Annotated in this window: 16 protein-coding genes; 4 read left to right on the forward strand and 12 right to left on the reverse strand. The window is 61.1% G+C overall.

Going from position 1 to position 19,967, the window contains the following annotated elements; all coding sequences use genetic code 11:
• Positions 1 to 60: 60 nt before the first annotated feature.
• Both EN853_RS07605 and EN853_RS07610 read right to left on the reverse strand, forming a co-directional pair.
• Positions 61 to 585: a GNAT family N-acetyltransferase gene (locus EN853_RS07605; protein ID WP_127858923.1), complete on the reverse strand. Its 525-nt coding sequence runs from the start codon at positions 583 to 585 to the stop codon at positions 61 to 63.
• A 74-nt stretch (positions 586 to 659) separates the two neighbouring features.
• Positions 660 to 1,484, reverse strand: a complete 825-nt coding sequence (locus EN853_RS07610; protein WP_127858924.1) for a hypothetical protein — start codon at positions 1,482 to 1,484, stop codon at positions 660 to 662.
• A gap of 204 nt (positions 1,485 to 1,688) precedes the next feature.
• Between EN853_RS07610 and EN853_RS07615 the strand changes: the two genes are divergently transcribed.
• Complete coding sequence (locus EN853_RS07615) at positions 1,689 to 3,104, forward strand: adenylate/guanylate cyclase domain-containing protein (RefSeq protein ID WP_127858925.1); 1,416 nt, start codon at positions 1,689 to 1,691, stop codon at positions 3,102 to 3,104.
• A 16-nt stretch (positions 3,105 to 3,120) separates the two neighbouring features.
• Here the strand turns inward: EN853_RS07615 and EN853_RS07620 are convergent, their stop codons facing one another.
• The 7 genes from EN853_RS07620 to EN853_RS07655 form a co-directional block, all read right to left on the reverse strand.
• A complete protein-coding gene (locus EN853_RS07620) occupies positions 3,121 to 3,600 on the reverse strand; it encodes a class I SAM-dependent methyltransferase (protein ID WP_127858926.1) in 480 nt (159 codons plus the stop codon).
• 262 nt (positions 3,601 to 3,862) lie between these two features.
• Positions 3,863 to 5,044 carry an ABC transporter permease gene (locus EN853_RS07630; protein ID WP_127858928.1) on the reverse strand — a complete coding sequence of 394 codons (1,182 nt, stop codon included), beginning with the start codon at positions 5,042 to 5,044 and terminating at the stop codon, positions 3,863 to 3,865.
• Positions 5,041 to 6,039 carry an ABC transporter permease gene (locus tag EN853_RS07635; protein WP_127858929.1) on the reverse strand — a complete coding sequence of 333 codons (999 nt, stop codon included), beginning with the start codon at positions 6,037 to 6,039 and terminating at the stop codon, positions 5,041 to 5,043. Before EN853_RS07635 ends, EN853_RS07630 begins: the two co-directional genes overlap by 4 nt.
• A 2-nt stretch (positions 6,040 to 6,041) precedes the next feature.
• Positions 6,042 to 7,940 carry an ABC transporter substrate-binding protein gene (locus tag EN853_RS07640; RefSeq protein ID WP_127858930.1) on the reverse strand — a complete coding sequence of 633 codons (1,899 nt, stop codon included), beginning with the start codon at positions 7,938 to 7,940 and terminating at the stop codon, positions 6,042 to 6,044.
• Positions 7,937 to 9,832, reverse strand: a complete 1,896-nt coding sequence (locus tag EN853_RS07645) for an ABC transporter ATP-binding protein (RefSeq protein WP_127858931.1) — start codon at positions 9,830 to 9,832, stop codon at positions 7,937 to 7,939. Before EN853_RS07645 ends, EN853_RS07640 begins: the two co-directional genes overlap by 4 nt.
• A 146-nt stretch (positions 9,833 to 9,978) precedes the next feature.
• A complete protein-coding gene (locus EN853_RS07650; RefSeq protein ID WP_127858932.1) occupies positions 9,979 to 11,319 on the reverse strand; it encodes an adenylate/guanylate cyclase domain-containing protein in 1,341 nt (446 codons plus the stop codon).
• A gap of 295 nt (positions 11,320 to 11,614) precedes the next feature.
• On the reverse strand, positions 11,615 to 12,775 hold the full coding sequence (locus EN853_RS07655; RefSeq protein ID WP_127859070.1) for a DUF3095 domain-containing protein: 1,161 nt from the start codon (positions 12,773 to 12,775) through the stop codon (positions 11,615 to 11,617).
• 92 nt (positions 12,776 to 12,867) lie between these two features.
• Between EN853_RS07655 and EN853_RS07660 the strand changes: the two genes are divergently transcribed.
• Together EN853_RS07660 and EN853_RS07665 are read left to right on the forward strand one after the other, a co-directional pair.
• Positions 12,868 to 13,956, forward strand: a complete 1,089-nt coding sequence (locus EN853_RS07660) for a glycosyltransferase family 4 protein (protein WP_127858933.1) — start codon at positions 12,868 to 12,870, stop codon at positions 13,954 to 13,956.
• Positions 13,953 to 14,720, forward strand: a complete 768-nt coding sequence (locus tag EN853_RS07665) for a polysaccharide deacetylase family protein (protein ID WP_127858934.1) — start codon at positions 13,953 to 13,955, stop codon at positions 14,718 to 14,720. The genes EN853_RS07660 and EN853_RS07665 overlap by 4 nt, the downstream gene beginning before the upstream one ends.
• A 60-nt stretch (positions 14,721 to 14,780) precedes the next feature.
• Here EN853_RS07665 and EN853_RS07670 read toward each other — a convergent pair whose 3' ends face one another.
• The 3 genes from EN853_RS07670 to EN853_RS07680 form a co-directional block, all read right to left on the reverse strand.
• A complete protein-coding gene (locus EN853_RS07670; protein WP_127858935.1) occupies positions 14,781 to 15,635 on the reverse strand; it encodes an MBL fold metallo-hydrolase in 855 nt (284 codons plus the stop codon).
• A gap of 75 nt (positions 15,636 to 15,710) precedes the next feature.
• The gene (locus EN853_RS07675; RefSeq protein ID WP_127858936.1) at positions 15,711 to 16,160 is read right to left on the reverse strand and encodes a cyclic nucleotide-binding domain-containing protein; all 450 of its coding nucleotides are present in this window, start codon (positions 16,158 to 16,160) and stop codon (positions 15,711 to 15,713) included.
• Between the two features lie 189 nt (positions 16,161 to 16,349).
• Entirely contained in the window at positions 16,350 to 19,064 is a 2,715-nt protein-coding gene (locus EN853_RS07680; protein WP_127858937.1) for an ABC transporter ATP-binding protein, read from the reverse strand.
• 165 nt (positions 19,065 to 19,229) lie between these two features.
• Between EN853_RS07680 and EN853_RS07685 the strand changes: the two genes are divergently transcribed.
• Positions 19,230 to 19,901, forward strand: coding sequence for a class I SAM-dependent methyltransferase (locus EN853_RS07685; RefSeq protein WP_127859071.1), 672 nt, complete (start codon positions 19,230 to 19,232; stop codon positions 19,899 to 19,901).
• Positions 19,902 to 19,967: the final 66 nt, after the last annotated feature.

The raw sequence follows: 19,967 nt of genomic DNA on the forward strand, positions 1-19,967 counted from the left end.
TTGCGGTGCAAACGCCAAGGGAGGCCAGACTTGCGGGGCGCGGCCGGCCCTCAGCGGATCCTAGAACCGCAGCCGGGCCATGCTCAGGAGGTCGCGATACTGCCCGTCGGTAAAACCGGCCTTCACATGCCGGCCTTCGACCTCGAAGCCGTGACTTGTGTAGAGACGGATGGCCGGTTCGTTGTCGGCATAGACGGTCAATTCGACCCGCTTCAGGGCCCGCCAGTTGTCGGCCACGTCAAGCAGCGCGCCAAGTATGGCAGAACCGATGCCTTTGCCGACAAAGGCATCGTCAATGCCGATATTGATCTCGCCGATATGCGAGCGGCGCGGCGAACCCTGCACCTCCAGGCGGCCGTGGCCGACAACCTTGCCGTCCAGCTCCGCAACGATCCAGGTGGTCTCCTGGCCGGACTTGGCGATGCGCCGCTCCACCTGCTCCACCATCTCGAAAGGCATCCTGAACGTGCCCCAGCGGAAGCCCGGCATGTTGAAGATGGCGCAAAGCGCCTCCGCATCGCTTGGCCGGACGGATCGGAGCTGCGGCTGGATTTTTTTGGAGGATGGCGAGGTCGTGCTGGTCATGGCGTTTCCCGGCGAAGGCAATCGGCCGTCACGATGCACCGGACGTCACCTGAAAATCCAGCCGTCTCTGCACCCTATGATGCCGATTGCGCGCCAAAATATCGGGAGGCGGCGTAGAGCTTGAGGACGCCGCTGATGCCGATCCAGGCGAAAAGGGCGAGCCAGCATAACGTCCCTGCCGCCGTCCAGGCGATCCGGTGCACCGCAGCGTCGGTGATGACGAGGCCAAGGATGGCAAGCAGGCCAACCAGAAACTGTGCCAGGCCGAGCACCAAAAGTTCCTCGCGCGGCGCGCTTCTCCAGACAAGATAAATGCCGCCCGCCCCGGCGAGGAAGATGGCGCTGTAGACTTGAGCGTGGAAGGCATCGACCGGCCATGGCCAGAAGTTGTTGAATGTCAGGGGAAACAACAACAGGCCAACGCCGTAGACCCCGAGGATCGCCGATTCCACCGGCATGTAGCCGCGCCATGCGGGGCTTAAGATCACGCCTTTTGCGGAAGGACGATCACTGGCCCGCCATAGGAACAGCCCGGATACCGCGACCGACGCAAGATAAACCAGAAACCAGAGCCAGGGCGCTTTGCGCTCGAAGTTGAAATAGCCGAGATTGATGAACGAAGCCGCCGACACGATGACGGTGAAGATGAAGGCCATGACGAGCACCAGCCTGCCGGGCGACCAGCGATTCCAGAACAGCAGTGCCGCCATCACGACCATTTCGGCGGTGTAGAAGCCGCCGAGGAAGCGGGCATTGAACGGCGTGACGGCCCAGGGCCAGCGCGGCTTGACCAGCACAGGCGCGAAAAACAGCCCGGCGCCCACGATCAGGACGATGATGACCACCACGGAAAAAAGGCGCAGGGCCGCGGGAAATGGCGGGTTGTCGGATGTCGGCATGGGAGAGAGCCCCAAAGATGAATGCCCATGGACCATCATAGTGCCGCTTGCGGCCGGTGAAAATCTGCCGAATGGAGATTGACCTGTCACCAGGCCCGTCTATTCGAATGGCCGTATGATCTGTTTGGAAGTAAAATGGAATCTTCGGACCAGAGAGCGGTCCGGTCAACACGCCTCGGAGGCGCATTTTCCGGAGCCTGCACGATGAACGAAACTCAGGATCTGTTCTCGCTTCTGCGGCAATCGGCCGATGTCGATCCACTGGCAGTCGACGCGATCAAGCGAACCATCGCGGAGGGCGAGGACCACGAACTTTGCCGCATTAATGCGCTGGCCTTCGCTAGCAAGCACGGTCTCGACGAGGAGCGCGTCATAGGCGCCTTTCTCCATGCTGCGCGGGTAGGCATCTTCGACATTTCCTGGAATGTTCTGTGCCCCGGCTGCGGCGGCGTGCTTGACACCAACGCCACGCTGAAAACGCTGCAGAAGGACGAATACACCTGCGCGCTGTGCTCCTCAGGTTATTCGCCGACCCTCGACGAGATGGTCGAGGTGACATTCACCGTCAGTCCCCGCATGCGCAGGATTGCCGCCCATAATCCGCACGAACTGCCGATGGTTGAATATTTCCGCCAGATCTACTGGGCGTCTGGCGTCGATCTGCAGGATGAGGATTTCGCCAAAACGATGGAAGCGTTCTCGCTGGAAGATATCGAGCTTGAGCCCGGCGAAAAGGCGGTTCTGCCCATACAGCTTCCGTCCGAATTCGTCATCGTCTTCGAGCCGGTCACCCATTCAGCGCAGTTCATCGATGTGAAGGGCGAACCGACAAAGGAGCGCCGAAGCCTCTCTCTGGTCTTCGACCGCGAGCATGTCCAGAGCCAGACGCTGGAGATGCAACCCGGCCCGTTGCGCATTTCGCTGGAAAACAGGACCGACACCCGCGTGCTGCCGACCGTTTTCATCGCCGGCAAGGCATTGCATGATTTCCCGGGCAAACGCCGACCCTTCGTCACCGCCAAGCGCCTGCTCACCAACCAGACGTTCCGCGACCTCTATCGCACGGATACGCTCGACATCAACCAGCGCCTGAAGATCACCAGCCTGACCTTCCTGTTCACCGACCTGCGCGGATCGACCGCGCTTTACGAGCGGGTGGGCGACCTTTTGGCCTTCGATCTCGTGCGCGCGCATTTCCAGGTTCTGCACGAGATCGTCGCTGCGGAGGCAGGCGCGGTGGTGAAGACGATCGGTGATGCGGTGATGGCGACCTTCGCGACGCCTGATCGAGCGATTGCTGCGGCCCTCAGGATGCGCGAAGCCATGCGTGCGCTCAACGACAAGAGCGGGCGCGAGGATCTGCTGCTCAAGATCGGGGTCCATGCCGGCCCCTGCATCGCCGTGTCCATGAACGAGCGACAGGATTATTTCGGCCAGACGGTCAACATTGCTTCGCGGGTCCAGAACCTTGCCACCGCACAGGCGATCTTCGCCACGCGTGCGGTGGTCGAGGACAATCTCACCGCCGATCTGTTGCACAGGAACGCGCTGACGCCCGTTCCGCACGAGGTCTCGCTGCGCGGCATCGAGCGAGAGATAGCAGTCTATACGATCCCCTGAAGACTTGGGTCGGCCCTCACACGCGCCTGCAGACAAAATAACGATCGGCGGGCACTGAAGGCGGCAGCGGGAGGCGTTGCAGCTGCGGGTGATCGAGCGGTGTGCCGCTGACCGCAATGCCGCCGACGCGAAGCAGGCGCGCGGTCAGATCGGGAAGCCAGGTGGAGGTCACAGCGTCGCGGTCTTCATAGCCGGTGCCGATGTCGGCATGGACAAGAGCGGCATCGATGCCAATGAACCGGCTCGCCGTCTCGCGTATCTCGCCGAGCACGAGGTTTTCAGGTTCGGGAATCGAGCTGGAGTGCGCGGCCAATGCGCGGTCGAACGCCACGATCCGGCGTCCGGGCAGGCGCTCGCGCAGATGATGGAACGTCCGGCCATTGCCGAGGCCGAGTTCGATCACGGGGCCTTCGATCTTGGCCACCTCCACGCAGACTTGATCGAGAATGTCGCGCTGTGCGGTCAGCCTGCGGATGAAACTCTCGAGGCGAGACATATGCGTTTGTGTCCTGAACCAGCTCATGGGATCGGCAATGCCCGCGACCGGAACGGTTCGCGGGTGAAACCCGGGAGCGACGTAGTAACCCCGATCGAGCCTCGCCGCATATAGAGCAATTCCAGGAAAAGTGTGAAACGGTTTTCCGCCCGGAATTGCGTCAAAACAAAGAGATAGAGCGGCACTGCAACAGCCGGACAGCCTGCCGGCAAAGATCATACCGGGGTAGGGGGGCGGCCCGGCATGCGGCGGAATGGCGATCTCACTTGTAGGGGTCCGCGGCGTCCCGCAAGCCGTCGCCGAGGAAGTTGAATGCCAGGATCACGAGAATGACGGGCAGGATCGGCAAAAGCAGCCATGGATAGAACGCGATCACGCTGACGCTGCGCGCCTCGGTGAGCAGGATGCCCCAGCTGGTTATCGGCGCCCTCAGGCCGAGCCCGAGGAAGCTCAGCGCCGTCTCGCCCAGGATCATGCCGGGTATGGAGATCGTCGCCGTCGCGATCAGATGCGACATGAAGCCGGGAATGAGGTGCCGCCGGATAATGCGGCCGCTGCTGGCGCCCATCAATTGCGCGGCCAGAACATAATCCTCCTCGCGCAACGCCAGAAGCTTTGAACGCACGGCCCGCGCCAGTCCGGTCCAGTGGAGCAGCCCGAGGATGACGGTGATGCCGAAATAGATCAGGATCGGACTCCAGGTTATCGGCATGATCGCCGCCAGAGCCAGCCATAGCGGAATGCTGGGAATAGATTGCAGAACTTCGATTATGCGTTGAACGATCAGGTCGAAGATACCGCCGTGATAGCCGGCCAGTCCGCCGATGACTATGCCGAGCAGGAAGCTGAAAGCGATGCCGACGAGGCCGATCGTCAGTGAAATGCGCGCGCCATAGATGATGCGCGAGAGCACATCGCGCCCCAGCCTGTCGGTGCCGGCCAGAAAGAGCTGGCCGTTTTCGGCCGGGCAGACAAGATGCCTGTCACCTTCTATCAGGCCCAAGAACCGGTAACTGTCGCCCCTGCAGAAGAAACGGATCCGCTGAACATCATCCTGGTTATCGATGTAGTTCCGCTTGAGCGTGTCCATATCCAGCGTCATCCGGCGGCCATAGACGAACGGCCCGACGAACTGGCCGTTGTGGAAAAGATGCACCCGCTGCGGTGGCGAATAGATGTAGTCCATGTTGCGCGTGTGCAGATTGTAGGGCGCCAGGAACTCGCAGATCAGTATCCCGAGATAAAGCGCTGCCAGGAATATGCCGGATATAAGGGCAAGCCGGTGCCGTCGGAATTTCCACCACATCAGCCGCAATTGCGACGCCTGAAAGACCTTCGACTGCTCCGCCGTCATCGCCTCCACCGACTGCAGGTCGAAGGGCGCGATGGAAACGTAGTGTTGTAGTGGAGCACCCGGAGCGGGCAGCGGCGACGTCGTGTTCATTTGGTGCTGCCGCCCTGCAAACGAATTCGCGGATCAAGCAGCGCCAGCGCCAGGTCCGAAATCAGGACACCGATGACCGTCAGAAAGGCGAGGAACATCAGGAACGACCCTGCCAGATACATGTCCTGGCTCTGCAGCGCCCTGATGAGCATCGGCCCGGTCGTTTCCAATGACAGCACGATCGCCGTGATTTCGGCGCCGGAAATGATGGCCGGCAGGATGGAGCCGATGTCTGAAATGAAGAAATTGAGCGCCATGCGCAGCGGATATTTGACCAGCGCCTTGAAGGGGTGAAGGCCTTTGGCGCGCGCGGTCACGACATATTGCTTGTGAAGTTCGTCGAGCAGATTGGCGCGCAGCCGCCGGATCATGCTTGCCGTGCCCCCGGTGCCGATGATCAAGACCGGGATCCAGAGATGGGCGAGGATCGACTTCGCCTTGGCCCAGCTCATCGGCTCGCCGAGATATTGCTGGTCCATGAGATGGCCGATGGACGTGCCGAACCAAATGTTGGCGAAATACATCAGGATCAGCGCGAGCATGAAGTTTGGAATGGCAAGGCCTAGAAGGCCGAACAACGTCAGGCCGTAGTCGCCCCAGCTGTATTGATGCGTGGCGGAGTACATGCCGATCGGAAAGGCGATGAGCCAGGTGAAGATGATCGTGACGAAGGAAACCAGCACGGTGAGCCACATTCGGTCACCGATGACATCGCGAACCGGCAGCTCATATTCGAAGGAATAGCCGAAATCGCCGTGCAGCATTCCGCCGACCCAGTAGAAGTAGCGAATGACCGGCGGCTTGTCGAAACCATACTCCTTCCGCATCATCTGGATGCGATCGGAATCCACCGCTTCGCCCTGAGCCCGAAGCTCGGAAACATAGCTGTCGAAATAGTCGCCTGGGGGAAGTTCGATGATCGTGAACACCAGCGCCGATATGATCAGCAGCGTTGGAACCATCACGGCGATGCGCCAGACAATATATCGAAGCACGCTCAGGACTCTCCAAGCCAGAATGTGTCCGGCATATAGACACCGAAATAGGCGGTCGGGTCGTAGCCGTAGAGCGCCTTGTCAGGCAGATTGCGCAGCCGCGAGGACGCTAGAACCGGCTGATGCGTTCCGTTCACCGTGCCGATCGAAAACACCTGATCGGTGTAGATCGACAGCATTGAATTCCAGATTTCGGCGCGCTCCGTGGCTTCGGTCGATTCGTTCCAGCGCTTGAGCAAAGCCATCAACTCGACCACAGGCGGAAGGTCGGGCGCCTCGCCGACCGTGCCGTGAGACAAGTAGTGGGCACCCCAGAGCGGCCATTGCAACTGGTCGTCGATGGTGGGGGCCAACTGGTACGGGTTCATGTCAGCGGTCGGCACGCCATTGTCGATGCCCGACCAAATCGACATCATGATCTCGCCACCAAGCGCGCGGCTGCGGAAGATGTCTCGCTGCGAAGTCCGGACGAACAGGGCGATGCCGACCTGCCGCCAGTGATCGGTGATGAGTTCAAGCGCGTCGGTTTCCAGCGTGCTTTCGCCGGCCGTTTCCACGATGACCTGCGCCGGGCGTCCATCGGGAAGGATCCGCAGACCGTCATCGTCGCGCGTCTTAAGCCCGACCTCGTCGAGCAGGGCGTTGGCCCGGTCGGGATCGTGCGCGACCCAGGCTTTCGCGAATTCCGGCCGGTAGAGCGGGCTCTCCGGCAGAACCGTATCGGCACTTTCCTGAGCCAATCCGTAGAACACGGCCAAATTGATCTCGCGCCTGTCCACTGCGAGCGAAAGCGCGCGGCGCACGCGTACGTCGCGAAGAAGGCCACGCCACACCGGGTCGGCACAATTCAGATTGGGCAGCAGCGCCAGCCGCGAACCCTGTGTGCGTTTCCACAGATGCATCTTCACCGGGTAGCGCTTCTCCGCGTCCTTCAGGAAGGCGTAGTCGGCAAAGTCGATGCCCATGCATTGCAGGTCGCTCTCGCCCGCACCGGTCTTGGCGGAAATGATCGCCGACGAGCTGACATTCATGACAACCCGGTCAATGTACGGCAGTTGCCGGCCATTCTCGTCTATTCGATGAAAGAACGGGTTGCGCTCGAAGACGAACTGCTCAGCCGGCGGCTTGGTCCGGTTCTGCCAGGGATCGAGCGTCGGCAGTTCCGGGTTCTCCGGGCGATACTGCCGCGACATGCGAATATGCAGGAGCGTCCATTTCTTGGCCCTGTTCTCCTCCATCAGGCCGGCGAGCCGGAACGGATCCTGGTATTTCTTGTGGAACTGCTTGAGATAGGCGGCCGGCAGGACAAGCGATAGCGGCGAAGCGGCAGCGAGCTTGGGCAGGAAGTCGGGATTGGGCGCATCCCAACTGTAGCGCACCGTCAACGGATCGACGATCTCGAAGCGCGGCGGCTTGCCGTCCGCCAGCAGGGCCGGGGCGAGCCCGCCTTGCGAAAGCTCATCGTTCAGCCAGACATCTTCCCAGCAATAGCGAAAATCCTCCGGCGTCAGCAGGCTGCCGTCAGACCATTTATGTCCTTCCCGTATCTTGAAAGTGAAGATCCGATCATCCGCTACGTCGAAACTCTCGAGAATGTCGGGCTGCAGCTTGAGCTTTTCGTCATAGCCGACCAGGCGAGCATAGCCATAGATCGTCATCAGTCGGATATCTTTCTGGGTGCCGATGATCGTGCGCAGCGTTCCGCCATACTGGCCGGGCTGTCGGCCCATCGCAGCGAGATTCACCACGCGCGGGCTCTTGGGCAAGCGTTTGGCGAGTGCCGGCAGCGCCAGGGCCTTCAGCAGCGGCTGAAGAAATTCCGGCTCCAGATCGCCGGCGCGCAACGTGCTCGGCACAAATGCCGAAGCCATGAGTCCAAGGACGGTGCGCCGGCTGATCAATGGCGCAACTCGCTGAAATCGGCCGAACGCCGGGCCAGCACGAGGTGGCCGCCGCCAAGATCGAGCGGCGACAGCATGCCCCCGTCGCCATCGTCGCGGAATTGCGGTCCCCATGCGCTTGTGTCGGAAGCGCCGCTGAGCTTCAACGTCTTGAAATCCATCGGCCTGTCGAGATCGGGGAAAGGCACTGCGGCGACCAGTGAGCGCGTGTAGGGGTGGATCGGTTTCCTGAGCAGGATTTCGCGCGGCGCAAGCTCGACGATGCGCCCGCCGCACATCACCGCGATGCGGTCTGCCATGTAGTCCACCACCGCAAGGTTGTGGGATATGAACAGGTAGGTCAGTCCCAGTTCCTTCTGCAGGTCCTTCAGAAGGTTCAGGATCTGCGCCTGGACAGAGACGTCAAGCGCCGAAACCGGCTCGTCGCAGATCAGCAGTTCAGGCCCCAGCGCCAACGCGCGCGCGATGCCGATACGCTGACGCTGCCCGCCGGAGAAACTGTGCGGGTAACGCTTGATGAAGCGCGGATCGAGCCCGATTGCCTGCATCAGGTTCTTGACCATGGCGAGTCGGGACGCGGCATTGCCGCGTTGATGGATTTCCAGCGGCTCGCTCAAGATGTTCTCCACCGTCATGCGAGGTGAAAGCGACGAAACCGGATCCTGGAAAACCATCTGGATTTTCGCGCGCAGCATGCGCAGGGCGTCTGCCTCGCCTTGCAAGACGTCGATCGGTCCGTCGCGGCCGTTGAAGATCACAGAACCGCCGCTGGGAGTGACAGCCCGCATGAGGATCTTGCTGACGGTGGTTTTGCCGGAGCCGCTTTCGCCGACCAGGCCCAGGCATTCACCTCGCTTGATATCGAAGCTCACGCCGTCCACGGCGCGAACAGTGGATTGATGATCCCCGCCGAACCATCCGGACTTGCGGATGGTGAAGGTCTTTTTCAGATCCTTGACCGACAGCAGGATGTCGTTCGGCCCCTTCGATGGCGGCGTCGTCTGCTCGCCGAGCAGGTTCCCGACATTCACCGACACCTCGCGGAGCGCCTTTAGCCTTTCGCCAGGCTTCAGGTCGAAATGCGGAACGGCCGCCATCAGCCCCTTCAGGTAAGGGTGGCCTGGCCGGCGGAATATTGCCTCGACAGGTCCCGCCTCCATGATCTCGCCATGGTACATGACCACCACCTCGTCGGCGACATTGGCGACCACGCCGAGGTCGTGCGTGATCAGCAGCATCGCCATGTTCAGCTTGGTCTGAAGCCCGCGCAGCAAGTGCAGGATCTGCGCCTGGATGGTGACGTCCAACGCCGTCGTCGGCTCGTCGGCGATCAACAGTGCTGGCCGGCAGATAAGCGCCATGGCGATCATGGCGCGCTGACGCAACCCTCCCGAAAGTTCGAAGGGATACATGTCATAGGCGCGCTTGGGGTTAGGAAAGCCGACAAGGCTGAGCATTTCCTCGGTCCGCGCCTTGCGCTCCGCACGAGCCATGGGCGTATGAATCTGCAGGGATTCGCTGACCTGGTTGCCGATCGTGTGCAGCGGCGACAGCGACGTCATCGGCTCCTGGAAGATCTTGCCGATGCGGCTGCCTCTCAACGCCCGGATCTCGGGCCCGTCACGCGACATCTGCAGGATATCTTGCGTCGTGCCGGGCTTTTCAGGATCGGAAAACAGGATGCGACCGCGAACACGGGCTGTGTTCGGCAAAATACCCATCACTGCTTGGCTCAGAACCGATTTTCCGGAACCTGACTCGCCCACAAGCGCGGTAACCTTGCCGGGCAGGACACGAAGATTTGCGCGCCTGACGGCATGCAACGGTCCCCCGATAATGGCAAAGGAGATGCCAACATCTTCGATCCGCAGCAGATCAACACCCAAATTCATTCTCACACCAGCCCCACTCTGGCGGGTCCCAGAAAGCGAGACTAGCGCATTGCCAGCTTAGAGCAACTTGGATTCGAAACGGTCGCCAGTGGGCGGAACCGGCGACCGGACTCCCTGCTACAGGCGTTGGGATCAGATCGTGCCGACTATTGGATCTTCCGCGGGTCGCCCGCCGCCATGCGTGCGGCTTCGCGATGAAGCAGCATGACCTGCTCGGCGTCCGATATTCGGCCGTGAGTCGGCTCCAGCGCACCGTCTTCATCGAGACCAAGAGTACCCGACAGATCGGGTGAAAGCACCGTAAGCTTCTGCTTGATGCCAATCAGTTCCTCGTTGCCAAGCGTCAGCCAGCTGTTGGCGCCGCAATAGCTGGCGAAGTCCTTGCTGGCGAGAACGCTGTGCGGATATTTCTTGGTCAGCGTCTGGAGGCGCTGGACCTCATTCACAGCCGAGCCGAAGACCGAGAATGTGAGTCGGTCGGTAAGCCCGACATTACCGAACATCACATTGCCGACATGCAGGCCGATACCGAATTTTATATCGGACAGCCCCTTTTCCTTTCTGTGCAGGTTGAGATCCATCATGCGCGCCGTGGCCTTGTGCGCTGCCGCAAGAGCTGCCTGGCAGGCGATCTCGGACTGCGAGCGGTGCCTTTCGCAAGGATAGACGGCAATGAAGCCGTCACCTATGAAACTCATGATCTGCCCGCCCTTGCGATTGAAAGGTGCGGCGACGGCGTCGAAGAACTGGTTGAGCGTGTCGATGTAGATTTCGCGGCCAGAGGTTTCGGCAAGTTTTGACGACCCGCGCATATCCCCCATCACCAGCGCGGCGCGGATTGTGTCTCCCTCGCCGCGCTTGATCTGACCGTCAAGCACGCGCCTGCCGGCGTCGCCGCCGAGATAAGTGGTCATCATGTTGTCGGCGAGCTTGGTGAGCACCGCCATCTTGGTTGCGATAGCGAGATGGCTTTGGATGCGCAGCAGCGCCGAAATCATGCTGTCGCTGAAGCCGGCAGCACTGTCAGTCGACCAGGACCCCATCATGCCCTGACTGGTGTTGCCGCTGAAGGGAAGCACGAAAGCCATGTAATCGGTGACGCCCATAAGCCTGAGGTCATCGAAAACAGGAAATTCCGACGGCATCGACGTGTCGAGCCGGCGTCGCAGATGGTCGAGCTTGTTGCTGAGCAGATGGTAGTATGGGCTGGTTGCGAATCTGTCAGACAGCACGCCGGGCTTGCTGCGGAAGCTTTCCACTTCTATGCCCTCGCCGCGAAACCAGGTGAATCCAAGCGCATCATAAAGCGGATGAAGCATCGAAAAGCTCAGATGCACCCGCTTCAGCGGCAGGCCGGCGGCAGCCAGACGTTCGCAAAAGCCTTTTATCAATGTCTCCAGGTCGTGACCCGCCAGCGCCGATTGGTTCAGCCAATCGGCAACCTTGTCCATGAGAATGGTGGAAATTTCTGCTTGCGCTGCGCTCATGCTATCTCAAAACCCGTCGAAGACGGAGCCACTATCGTTTGATCCGCCATAACACAGTCCGCCAACGACCCAAAGATAAGAAGTCAACGAGGTCGGCTCCAGCGGCAGAAGCGGCGAAGAATTTCCGCGATTACTGTCCGTGCAGCCAAAGGAACAGGCGTAACTGCATCTCTGTCTTGTGGCGTTATGTGGCGAGGCTGCCGGCGAAGTGCAATCTCCATCCTGACATTTGGCAAAAATTGCGCCGGCTCGGACGCCGTCAGGCCTTCACCACCGTGTCTCGGGCCAGCCGTCGTCAGACCGGCACCTTCGCCTTCAGGCTTGCGGCAGCCATCGCATAGCCGCCGGCCGCGCCATCGATGAAATGAAGGTGATCGCGCTGCAGCGGCGAGGCGACAAGGCATGTCATCAACGCCGATTTCTGGCGGTGCAGGCCATAATTGCAGATGCCTGCCTCTTCCGCCTGTTTCAGCCGGTCCTCGATCCGTTGCGACACATCCGCCTCGACGTCGATGGTCATCTTCAAGCCGTCGTCGAACTTCCGGAAGTCCGAATTGCTGGCCACGTCGCGTTTGTAGATCTTCGGATCGAACCTGCCGATCGTCCAGCCACATCGATCGGTGATGGCCGTAAGCGTCATCAGGAATATTACCCACAGCTTCGCCAGCCACCGCCGTCCGGCCGGCGCCACGGCCCGCGCCTCGATATCGAGACCGGCGGGCAGCAAACTGTAGCTCGGCCCGCTCGCCGGCACCGGGTGGCCATCGCGCTCCTGCCTGCCGGCAAGGGCGATGACGTCGGAAACCAGTAACTGGAAACCGCGCAAGTCGCGCGACGCCCCCGGTATGGCTATGATCGAGACAATTTCGCCATGCCGGGCTTCGAGCGGGTTCCAGCGGCACGAGAGGCCGGTCAGATCCGGCCGCGCGCCGGCCGGCGCAGGCTCGATGCGGTAGCGCCCCGCTTTCATCTCGGCTTCCGCCCAGCTGCCGCCACCGCCGGCAAACATGGCATAGAAGACCGCTTCGGAGGCCCGGAACCTCGCCACGCGAACGTCGAGGCCTTGCGCTCTTATGTCCTTTATCGGCACAATTGCAGCGCGCAAGGTCAGGTTCAGCTCGTCCGCCACCCATCTTTGGACAGCCGCCAGCGCGTTACGGGTGATCTCCAGCGCCGAGCCGGGAAACGCCACGACCGCGCCGTCGCCGCCGAAGACAAAGGGAAGATCTTGCCGGCCCAGCGCATTGAGCAGCGCCGAAATGACGCTGGCGCCGGCCATATTGACGGTCTTATATCGCCCAGCCTCGATCGCCTTGGTCGAGCCGACGATGTCGGCGGTGGCCAGCGCCCAGCCATCGGGGAGAGGCTGATAGTTGTCGATATCGGCAACGCTCTCGAACTTTGCGAAGACCGGCAGGGAAGCGACAAACGGGTCGGACGCGGCAGCTGTTTCCATGAGCATCAGATAGCACATTCCACTGCTTGCAGGTGAAGTCGATCGTGCTTCGAAATTGACTTGCGCCGGCTTTCCGATGATAGGGTCCGGCGATGCGAATTGCCTTCTACGCGCCGCTGAAGTCACCAAATCATCCGGTTGCCTCCGGCGACCGCCAGATGGCACGGACGCTGATCAAGGCGCTGGAGCATGCAGGGCATAGCGTCGAACTGGCATCCGAATTGCGCTTATATCTACGCGAACCGGAGCCGAAAAGTTTCGATGCGCTCAAGATCGAGGCCCAAGAGGAAGCCGCGCGGCTGACAAGGCTTTGGGATCGTGACGGCAAGCCCGATCTGTGGTTCTCCTATCATCCCTATTATAAGGCGCCGGACCTGATCGGGCCCGAGCTGGCGTCGGCCTTTGCCGTCCCCTATGTGACAGCGGAAGCTTCCTATTCGCGGCGGCGCAACGCTGGCTTGTGGGCCGATGCGCAAGCGCTGGTGGCGCGAGCCGTTGATCAGGCGGCGCTGAACATCTGCTTCACGCAAAGGGATCGTCAGGGACTGGCCGACGCGATACCCGATGCCGTGCTCGGCATGCTTGCGCCTTTCATCGACACATCGGCATTCCGGGAAACGCCGGCACGGGGTTGTCCGACGCGCCTCGTCACGGTCGCCATGATGCGCCCGGGCGACAAAGTCGAAAGCTATCGCATGCTGGCGCAGGCGCTCGGTTCGATCGGCCACTTGCCCTGGACTATGTCGGTGGTCGGCGACGGGCCTGCCCGTGACGAGGTCAAGGCGCAATTCGCCGGCTTGCCCGCCGACCGTATCGAATGGCTCGGCGCGATTGAGCCGGCCGCCGTGCCGGATGTCCTCTACGGTGGGGGAATATACGTCTGGCCGGGTTACGGCGAGGCCTATGGCATTGCCTATCTCGAAGCACAGGCCGCCGGCCTTCCAGTGGTGGCTCAGGACATCGCCGGCGTGCCGGAGGTCGTGCGGGATGGCCAGGCCGGGTTTCTCACCCCGCCGGGCGATGTGGCGGCGTTCGCGTCCGCCATTGAAAGGCTTCTGGCCCGTAACGACGAAAGAACCGTCATGGCCGCAGAGGCCAGACGCTTCATCCTCGAAGAACGGTCCCTCGGCGCCGCGGCGGCACGTCTGGCCGAGCTTCTTGCGAAGATCCCGGTTTCATGACATCCGATCAGGTCTGGCAACCCCTAGTGGAAGAACTGGCGCGCTGGCAACGGGCGGGTCGTAAGGCAGACTTCTGGCTGCGTGACGATGACGCGGTGGATCCGACGCCCGCGCTCGATCGGCTGCTCGACCTCACCGATGAATTCGCGGTTCCGGTCACCCTGGCCGTCATTCCGGCCCTGACTGATGAGAAGCTTGTCGCCCAGCTTGACGGGGCGCCGCATGCCACGGTCGCCATCCATGGCTGGGCGCACCGAAATCATGCGCCTGGGGACCAGAAAAAGCAGGAGCTCGGCCCGCATCGCCCACGCCAGGCGGTGCTGGATGATCTGGCTCGCGGGCTGTCGCGCGTGACCGGCCTGCACGGCGCACGTGCCGTTCCGATGCTGGTGCCGCCCTGGAACAGGATCGACGCCGGCTTGGTACCCGACCTTGGATCGATAGGATTTGCCGCATTGTCGGTCTACGGGCCGCCGAAGCCGGCTTCGCTGGCGGTCATCAACAGCAATGTCGACATCATGGATTGGCATGGCACGCGCGCTTGCCGCGATCATGGCCTGTTGGTTCAGGCGATCATCGCGCAATTGCGGCATGCATTCGACGGCGGCGAACCGGTCGGCTTGCTTACCCACCATCTCGTCCACGATGAATCGGCCTGGCTTTTCCTCGAACGGCTGTTCACAATCACCGCACAGACCGAGGCCTGCTCATGGCTGCCGATCAGGACATTGATCGAGCGCAGCGCCGGCAGAGCAAGTCCATGAAAAGTGTGAGCGGTTTTCCGTCCGGAATGGCGTCAAAACAAGGAGATAGAGGAGAATAGCTCAGCGCGCTTTGTGCGATGGGACTGGAAATTCGAGCGTCTGGCCGTCCCGGGCGGCAAAAGCGCCGGCAAATCTGTCTTTGGCCAGTTTCTCGATCTCGTCCAGTTCCTCGTCGGTGCGTGACGGATCGTGGTGGAACAGTGCAAGCCGGCGCGCGCCGGCCGCCTCGCAGAGCTTGACGCCCTGTTGCCATGTCGAGTGCCCGTTGCCGCGGCGGCATTCCATTTCCTCCTCGGTGTTGGTGCAATCGTAAATGACGAGGTCGGCATCTTCGATCAGGCCGAGCACCGCCTGATCGAGTTTGCCCGGCTCGTGCTCGGTATCTGTGATCACTGCCACGACGCGGCCGCCCCATTCGACCCGGTAGCCTATGCAGCCGCCCGGATGGTTTAGACTGCCGGTCCGGACCACCACGCCTTCGCGTGGCCGAAGCACGTCTCCGGATACGAAATCGCCGTAGTCGAGGCTTGCCTTGCAGATATCGAGCCTCACCGGAAACCACGGCGGCCGCATGAATTCATCGACCATCTGCCGGGTCGTCATGCGGCCTGCAAGATGCCCGGACCAGAGCATAATCGTGAAGCTCCGGTCATAGATCGGCTTAAAAGCTGGCAGCCCGATGATGTGGTCGTAATGGCAATGGGTGAAAAACAGATCGAGATCGGTCACGCCGGACGCCCGAAGCGCTCCGCCGGCCGGCGGCAGGCCAGAGCCCGCGTCGAACAGAAGCGTATGCTTTCCGCACCGCATCTCGATGCAGGCTGTGTTGCCGCCATAGCGAGAGAATTCTGGCCCCGATACCGAAATGCTGCCGCGAACGCCCCAAAACCTGACCAGGAAAACGTCGTCGTCCATGCTACCCCTTCGCAGTCCAGTCGCCCATGGTAGCCGGCGCCATCACGACGGCGAGGTTTGAGCGCATGTCACTCGTTACTTGGCGCTTCGTGCGTCGATCAGATCCGCGGTCGTATGGCTCAGGCGATCGGCAAGAACCCGCACCATCTCGATGGTCATTTCCGGGAACTCCTTCATAAGCCTCAGGAGATGATCCTTGCGGATCCTCAGGACTTCCAGCGAGCTTGCGGCTCTGACGGTCGCCGTGCGGGAGCTGTTGCACAATATGGCGATCTCGCCGACAATCGAATTCGGCACCAATTCGGCAACTTTTATCGGTCCGCTGTCGGAATCGACCAGAATATCCGCCCTGCCTGAAAGGATGACATAGGCGGCATCTCCCTCGTCGCCTTGCCGGAAAAGGATCTCGCCGGCGCCGTAGCTCACGCGATCGGATGTGAACGCAAGAAGCTTCAGCTTTGCCGGCTCTATGCCGGAGAACAAGGGAACGCGTTGCAGCATTCCAACCTCATCCTTGAGCAGCATTGTCGCAAACCTTCCCCAAATTCACGCCTGCGAGACTAGAACAACCGACACCCAGATGGAATAAATTCTGTTTGGCGATGGCGAAACGAACCACGCGAGAGGTGGCGAGCCCGATCAGCCGGAACCTTAATCCCTTGACGTCGCAACAAGTTCCCACCGGCAGAATGATCCCATCTCAATGTCCAATGCCTATGAGAGCAGTTCCTTGAAAGTGCCGTTCCCTGCCAAAAGTGTCTCGTGTGTTCCGTCTTCCACCAAACGACCCGAGTCGAAGACGACAACGCGGTCGAACATCATCGCCATTGCCGGATTCGTCACGACCCACACAATTGCCGGCGAATGGCCGTCGCGCCTGGATTCCTCCAGCACGTTTTGCATCACCTTGTCCTGCACGCGCTGGTCGAGCGCCGACAGCGGCCGGTTGAGAATGAGAAAATCGGGACGCTTCAGCAGGGCCCGGGCAACATCGAGCTTCTGTCGCTGTCCACTGGTCAGCCGCCTGCCGCCGGCGCCGACGTTGAAGTCCAGGCCGACATTCAGAAGTTCGGCATAGAGCCCCAGTTCGTCGAGAATGTCATAGACAATGGAGCGTATGCGGTCAGGAGCGTCGGGATGGTTGGCGCCCACACGCCCGAACAGCACATTGTCCATGACGGTGGCCGCAGCAATGTATTTGGCAGGATCGTATCGTTCGACCGCATTTTGCAGCTCGGGCGGCAGGTTTTCATAGAACTGGTTGCGCGCAGCGACGACCTTGCTCATCAGTTCGTCGCTCAGCAGGCCGAAGCGGTGCCGGGGCTCGATATAGGCAAAGCTCAAGGTGGCGATCATCGCGCGGTCGTTCTCTGAAACCGCCTCGTAGGGACGGTTCTTGAGCCGTTGCAGCAAGGTTTCGTAGGCGGGTATCTCCTCGGCGCTCATGAAGGCGAGCTGCTGGAAGAACTGGTGATCGGGCGGCAGGTCGGCGAACAGCTCGATCGTCTGTTTGGCAATCTCCATGCCCATTTCGTAGAGCGTGCGGTCGAGGCCGGCTTGCCTCAGCACAGAAGCGAAATAGGGGTTGGCCGCCAGCGCCCTGTCGGCCAGTTCGGGGCCTGCGGCGGCGCCGAAGAGCAGGTTTTGGCCGATCGTTGCTTCCTTGTTGTAGGCGCCCGGTTCGAAAGGAACCACCAGTCCGCTTAGGCCCTCGTGTTCCAGTCGGGTTCGCAGCGCCGCGCGCAGTTCGACGATCCGCCCGGCAAGCTCCGTGTGCCGCGTGAGGTCGGCCGAAGAGCGCAAGCCAAGATCCAGAATGTCGCGCGACAGAACAACTGCGTCGAGCACCCGGCGCACGGCTTCGAAGAGGTCGTGCGGGCCGGTAGCGCCGGCGGAAGCATAGTCGATCCAGTCGCTGCGGGTATCAAGATCCGGATTGCCCGACCGGAGCGCCTCGTTGACGTTCCAGCGGCGCTGGTCTGCCGCTTCACCGTCATAACTCGCCGGATTCAGCGGCGCATGCTTCAAGCCGTAGAGCAGGTTGTCGCGGAGGCTTGCCTGGAACAGGAAGACATCCGAGGAGGCATAGGACATGCGCCGGCCGGTCACTGCTTCGGGGAGTTCAAGCAGGTCGTCGGAGCCTGAAGTGATCCTCCCGCTGTTGGGCCAGTTCAGCCGCGCGAAGGCTTCTGCAAGCGCCTCCGCTCCACCTGTTGCGGTACTGACCAGCGCCACCGTCTCACCCGGATTGACCTGGAGGGAGATGCGGTCGAGCAGCATTGCACCGCCGTCGTCTGCCATGGACAGACTGATCGCCGACAGCGGCGCGGTCATCGGATCGGGATTGTCCATCGTCAATGCCCCGATGCTCGGTGCGATGACACCCTCGACCGAGAACTGTTCAACGACCTGCTGATATTTGACCTGGACATCCTGCCGCGCCTGATCCCAGTCGATCAGTTCCTTCATCGGTCCAGGCAGGTCCTTGTAGGCGCTGATCACGGCTACGAGCTGGCCGACGTCCAGCCGCCCCTGGATGACCAGATACCCGCCGAGCATGTAGAACAGGAAGGGCGTGACCTGCGCGAGAAAATTGTTGAGGAACTTCACCATGAATTTCCATTGGTAAAGGTCGAAGCGGATCTTGAAGATGAGTCCGAGCCGGGCGGCTATGTCGGCGCGCTCGTAGTTTGACGTATCGTGGACGTGAACCGTACCGATGCCGTCGACGATTTCGCCAACCCGGCCCGAAAGCGCGCGCGCCGTCAATTGCCGTTCGCGCCCCAGCACGATCAGCCTGCGCCGCATTCGCGGGATGAGCACGATCTGGATCAGCACGATCACGGCCGCTATCATTCCGAGCCAGAAGTTCTGAACCACGATGAACAGCATGGCCGTCAGCGCCTGGCCGCCGAGCAGCACCGGTTGCAGGAAGGCATCGCCGATGAAGCCGCCCAGCGGCTCCACCTCGTCCTTCACCATGGTCGCCACTTCGGCGGATTTCACCCGCTTGAAGTAAAACGGCGGAAACCGCAGCACGCGATCGACCAGATCGAAGCGGATACGCCGCAGCATGCGTTCGCCGAGGCGGCCCTTGTAGGTGTTGATGTAGAGTTTGAACAGGCCGTTGACGACGACCAGCAAGAGGAACACGAGGCTCAGGGCAAACAGCGTCGCCGTGCGGTCGAGCTGAAAACCGGAGAAGAACTGGACCTCGCCAAAGAACGGCAGGTCATAGTGCAGCCTCAGGAATGGCTGGGTCGCGCCCGGTTGCCCGAAGCCTTTGCCTTGGATCGGGCCGTTGACGATCAGCTTCGGCAGGTCGAAGGACATGAAATACGGGATCATCGAAAGCAAGACGATGATCAATATCCAGACCTGCTGCTTCTTGGTGTGCTTCCAGATATAGCGGGCTAGGCTGGGTTCCATATGCGACTGTGGACCTTCAGTTCAAAGAACAAAGCAAAAAGCATCTGCCAGTGGACAGCGCATCGGCAATCATCGCCGGCGACACGTTCGAAGCCTGCGAGGCGGCTTTGGGGAGGCAAAGATTGCGTTGTGTCGCCCGAAATCCCAACATACAAGGCGAATATGATGGATGTCACGCAACCACGCAATGCCGGCCTGGACGGCCACGAGCAGGCCTTGGACCTCACGCGCGGAATTGCCGCCTATGTCAAAGACCCTCTCGTGGCAGGGCTGGCGCGCGTTATCGCCAAGCATCCTCAGGCCGACATTGCCAACGCCTTCAACCACAAGCAGGTCGCCTGCAAGATGTGGGCGCTCGACAGGCTGTTCGAAAGCTGCGGCGGCCGGTTCGGCCGCATATGGGTCCTGGGTGGATGGTACGGCGTTTTGCCGGCAATGCTTTTCAACGACGCCCGCTTCGACATCGCGGCGGTCGATAGCATCGACATCGATCCCGAAGTTGCCCCGGTCGCCCAGACCCTCAACCGCGATGCCGGCGACCGGTTCCGGGCGCTGACGGCGGATATGTATGCACTCGACTATGCGGCCGGGCGATCCGACCTGATAGTCAATACGAGCTGCGAACACATAGCCGATCTGCGCGCCTGGCTTGCTTTGCTTCCGCGGGGCACGAACGTACTGCTGCAATCCAACGATTATTTCAGTGAGCCGACGCACATCAACTGCATGGCTTCGCTGGCAGCCTTCGAAGCAGAGGCGGCGCTGCGGGAGGTGCGGTTCTCCGGCGAACTTCCGACAAAAAAATATACGCGCTTCATGCTGATTGGAACTGTTTGATGCAGTTCGCCCAAAAGCGTAGCGGGACAACGACAAGGCTTAAAGCGCGTCGCCTGAATTCGCTTC

The organism is Mesorhizobium sp. M1C.F.Ca.ET.210.01.1.1 (assembly GCF_004791585.1).
Taxonomy (GTDB): Bacteria; Pseudomonadota; Alphaproteobacteria; order Rhizobiales; family Rhizobiaceae; genus Mesorhizobium.

Coding starts and splice junctions, on each gene's coding strand:
- EN853_RS07685 (WP_127859071.1), top strand. CDS start 19,230: ATGGATGTCACGCAACCACGCAATGCCGGCCTGGACGGCCACGAGCAG.
- EN853_RS07660 (WP_127858933.1), top strand. CDS start 12,868: ATGCGAATTGCCTTCTACGCGCCGCTGAAGTCACCAAATCATCCGGTT.
- EN853_RS07645 (WP_127858931.1), bottom strand. CDS start 9,832: ATGAATTTGGGTGTTGATCTGCTGCGGATCGAAGATGTTGGCATCTCC.
- EN853_RS07675 (WP_127858936.1), bottom strand. CDS start 16,160: ATGCTGCTCAAGGATGAGGTTGGAATGCTGCAACGCGTTCCCTTGTTC.
- EN853_RS07680 (WP_127858937.1), bottom strand. CDS start 19,064: ATGGAACCCAGCCTAGCCCGCTATATCTGGAAGCACACCAAGAAGCAG.
- EN853_RS07670 (WP_127858935.1), bottom strand. CDS start 15,635: ATGGACGACGACGTTTTCCTGGTCAGGTTTTGGGGCGTTCGCGGCAGC.
- EN853_RS07615 (WP_127858925.1), top strand. CDS start 1,689: ATGAACGAAACTCAGGATCTGTTCTCGCTTCTGCGGCAATCGGCCGAT.
- EN853_RS07605 (WP_127858923.1), bottom strand. CDS start 585: ATGACCAGCACGACCTCGCCATCCTCCAAAAAAATCCAGCCGCAGCTC.
- EN853_RS07655 (WP_127859070.1), bottom strand. CDS start 12,775: ATGGAAACAGCTGCCGCGTCCGACCCGTTTGTCGCTTCCCTGCCGGTC.
- EN853_RS07665 (WP_127858934.1), top strand. CDS start 13,953: ATGACATCCGATCAGGTCTGGCAACCCCTAGTGGAAGAACTGGCGCGC.
- EN853_RS07610 (WP_127858924.1), bottom strand. CDS start 1,484: ATGCCGACATCCGACAACCCGCCATTTCCCGCGGCCCTGCGCCTTTTT.
- EN853_RS07620 (WP_127858926.1), bottom strand. CDS start 3,600: ATGTCTCGCCTCGAGAGTTTCATCCGCAGGCTGACCGCACAGCGCGAC.
- EN853_RS07650 (WP_127858932.1), bottom strand. CDS start 11,319: ATGAGCGCAGCGCAAGCAGAAATTTCCACCATTCTCATGGACAAGGTT.
- EN853_RS07630 (WP_127858928.1), bottom strand. CDS start 5,044: ATGAACACGACGTCGCCGCTGCCCGCTCCGGGTGCTCCACTACAACAC.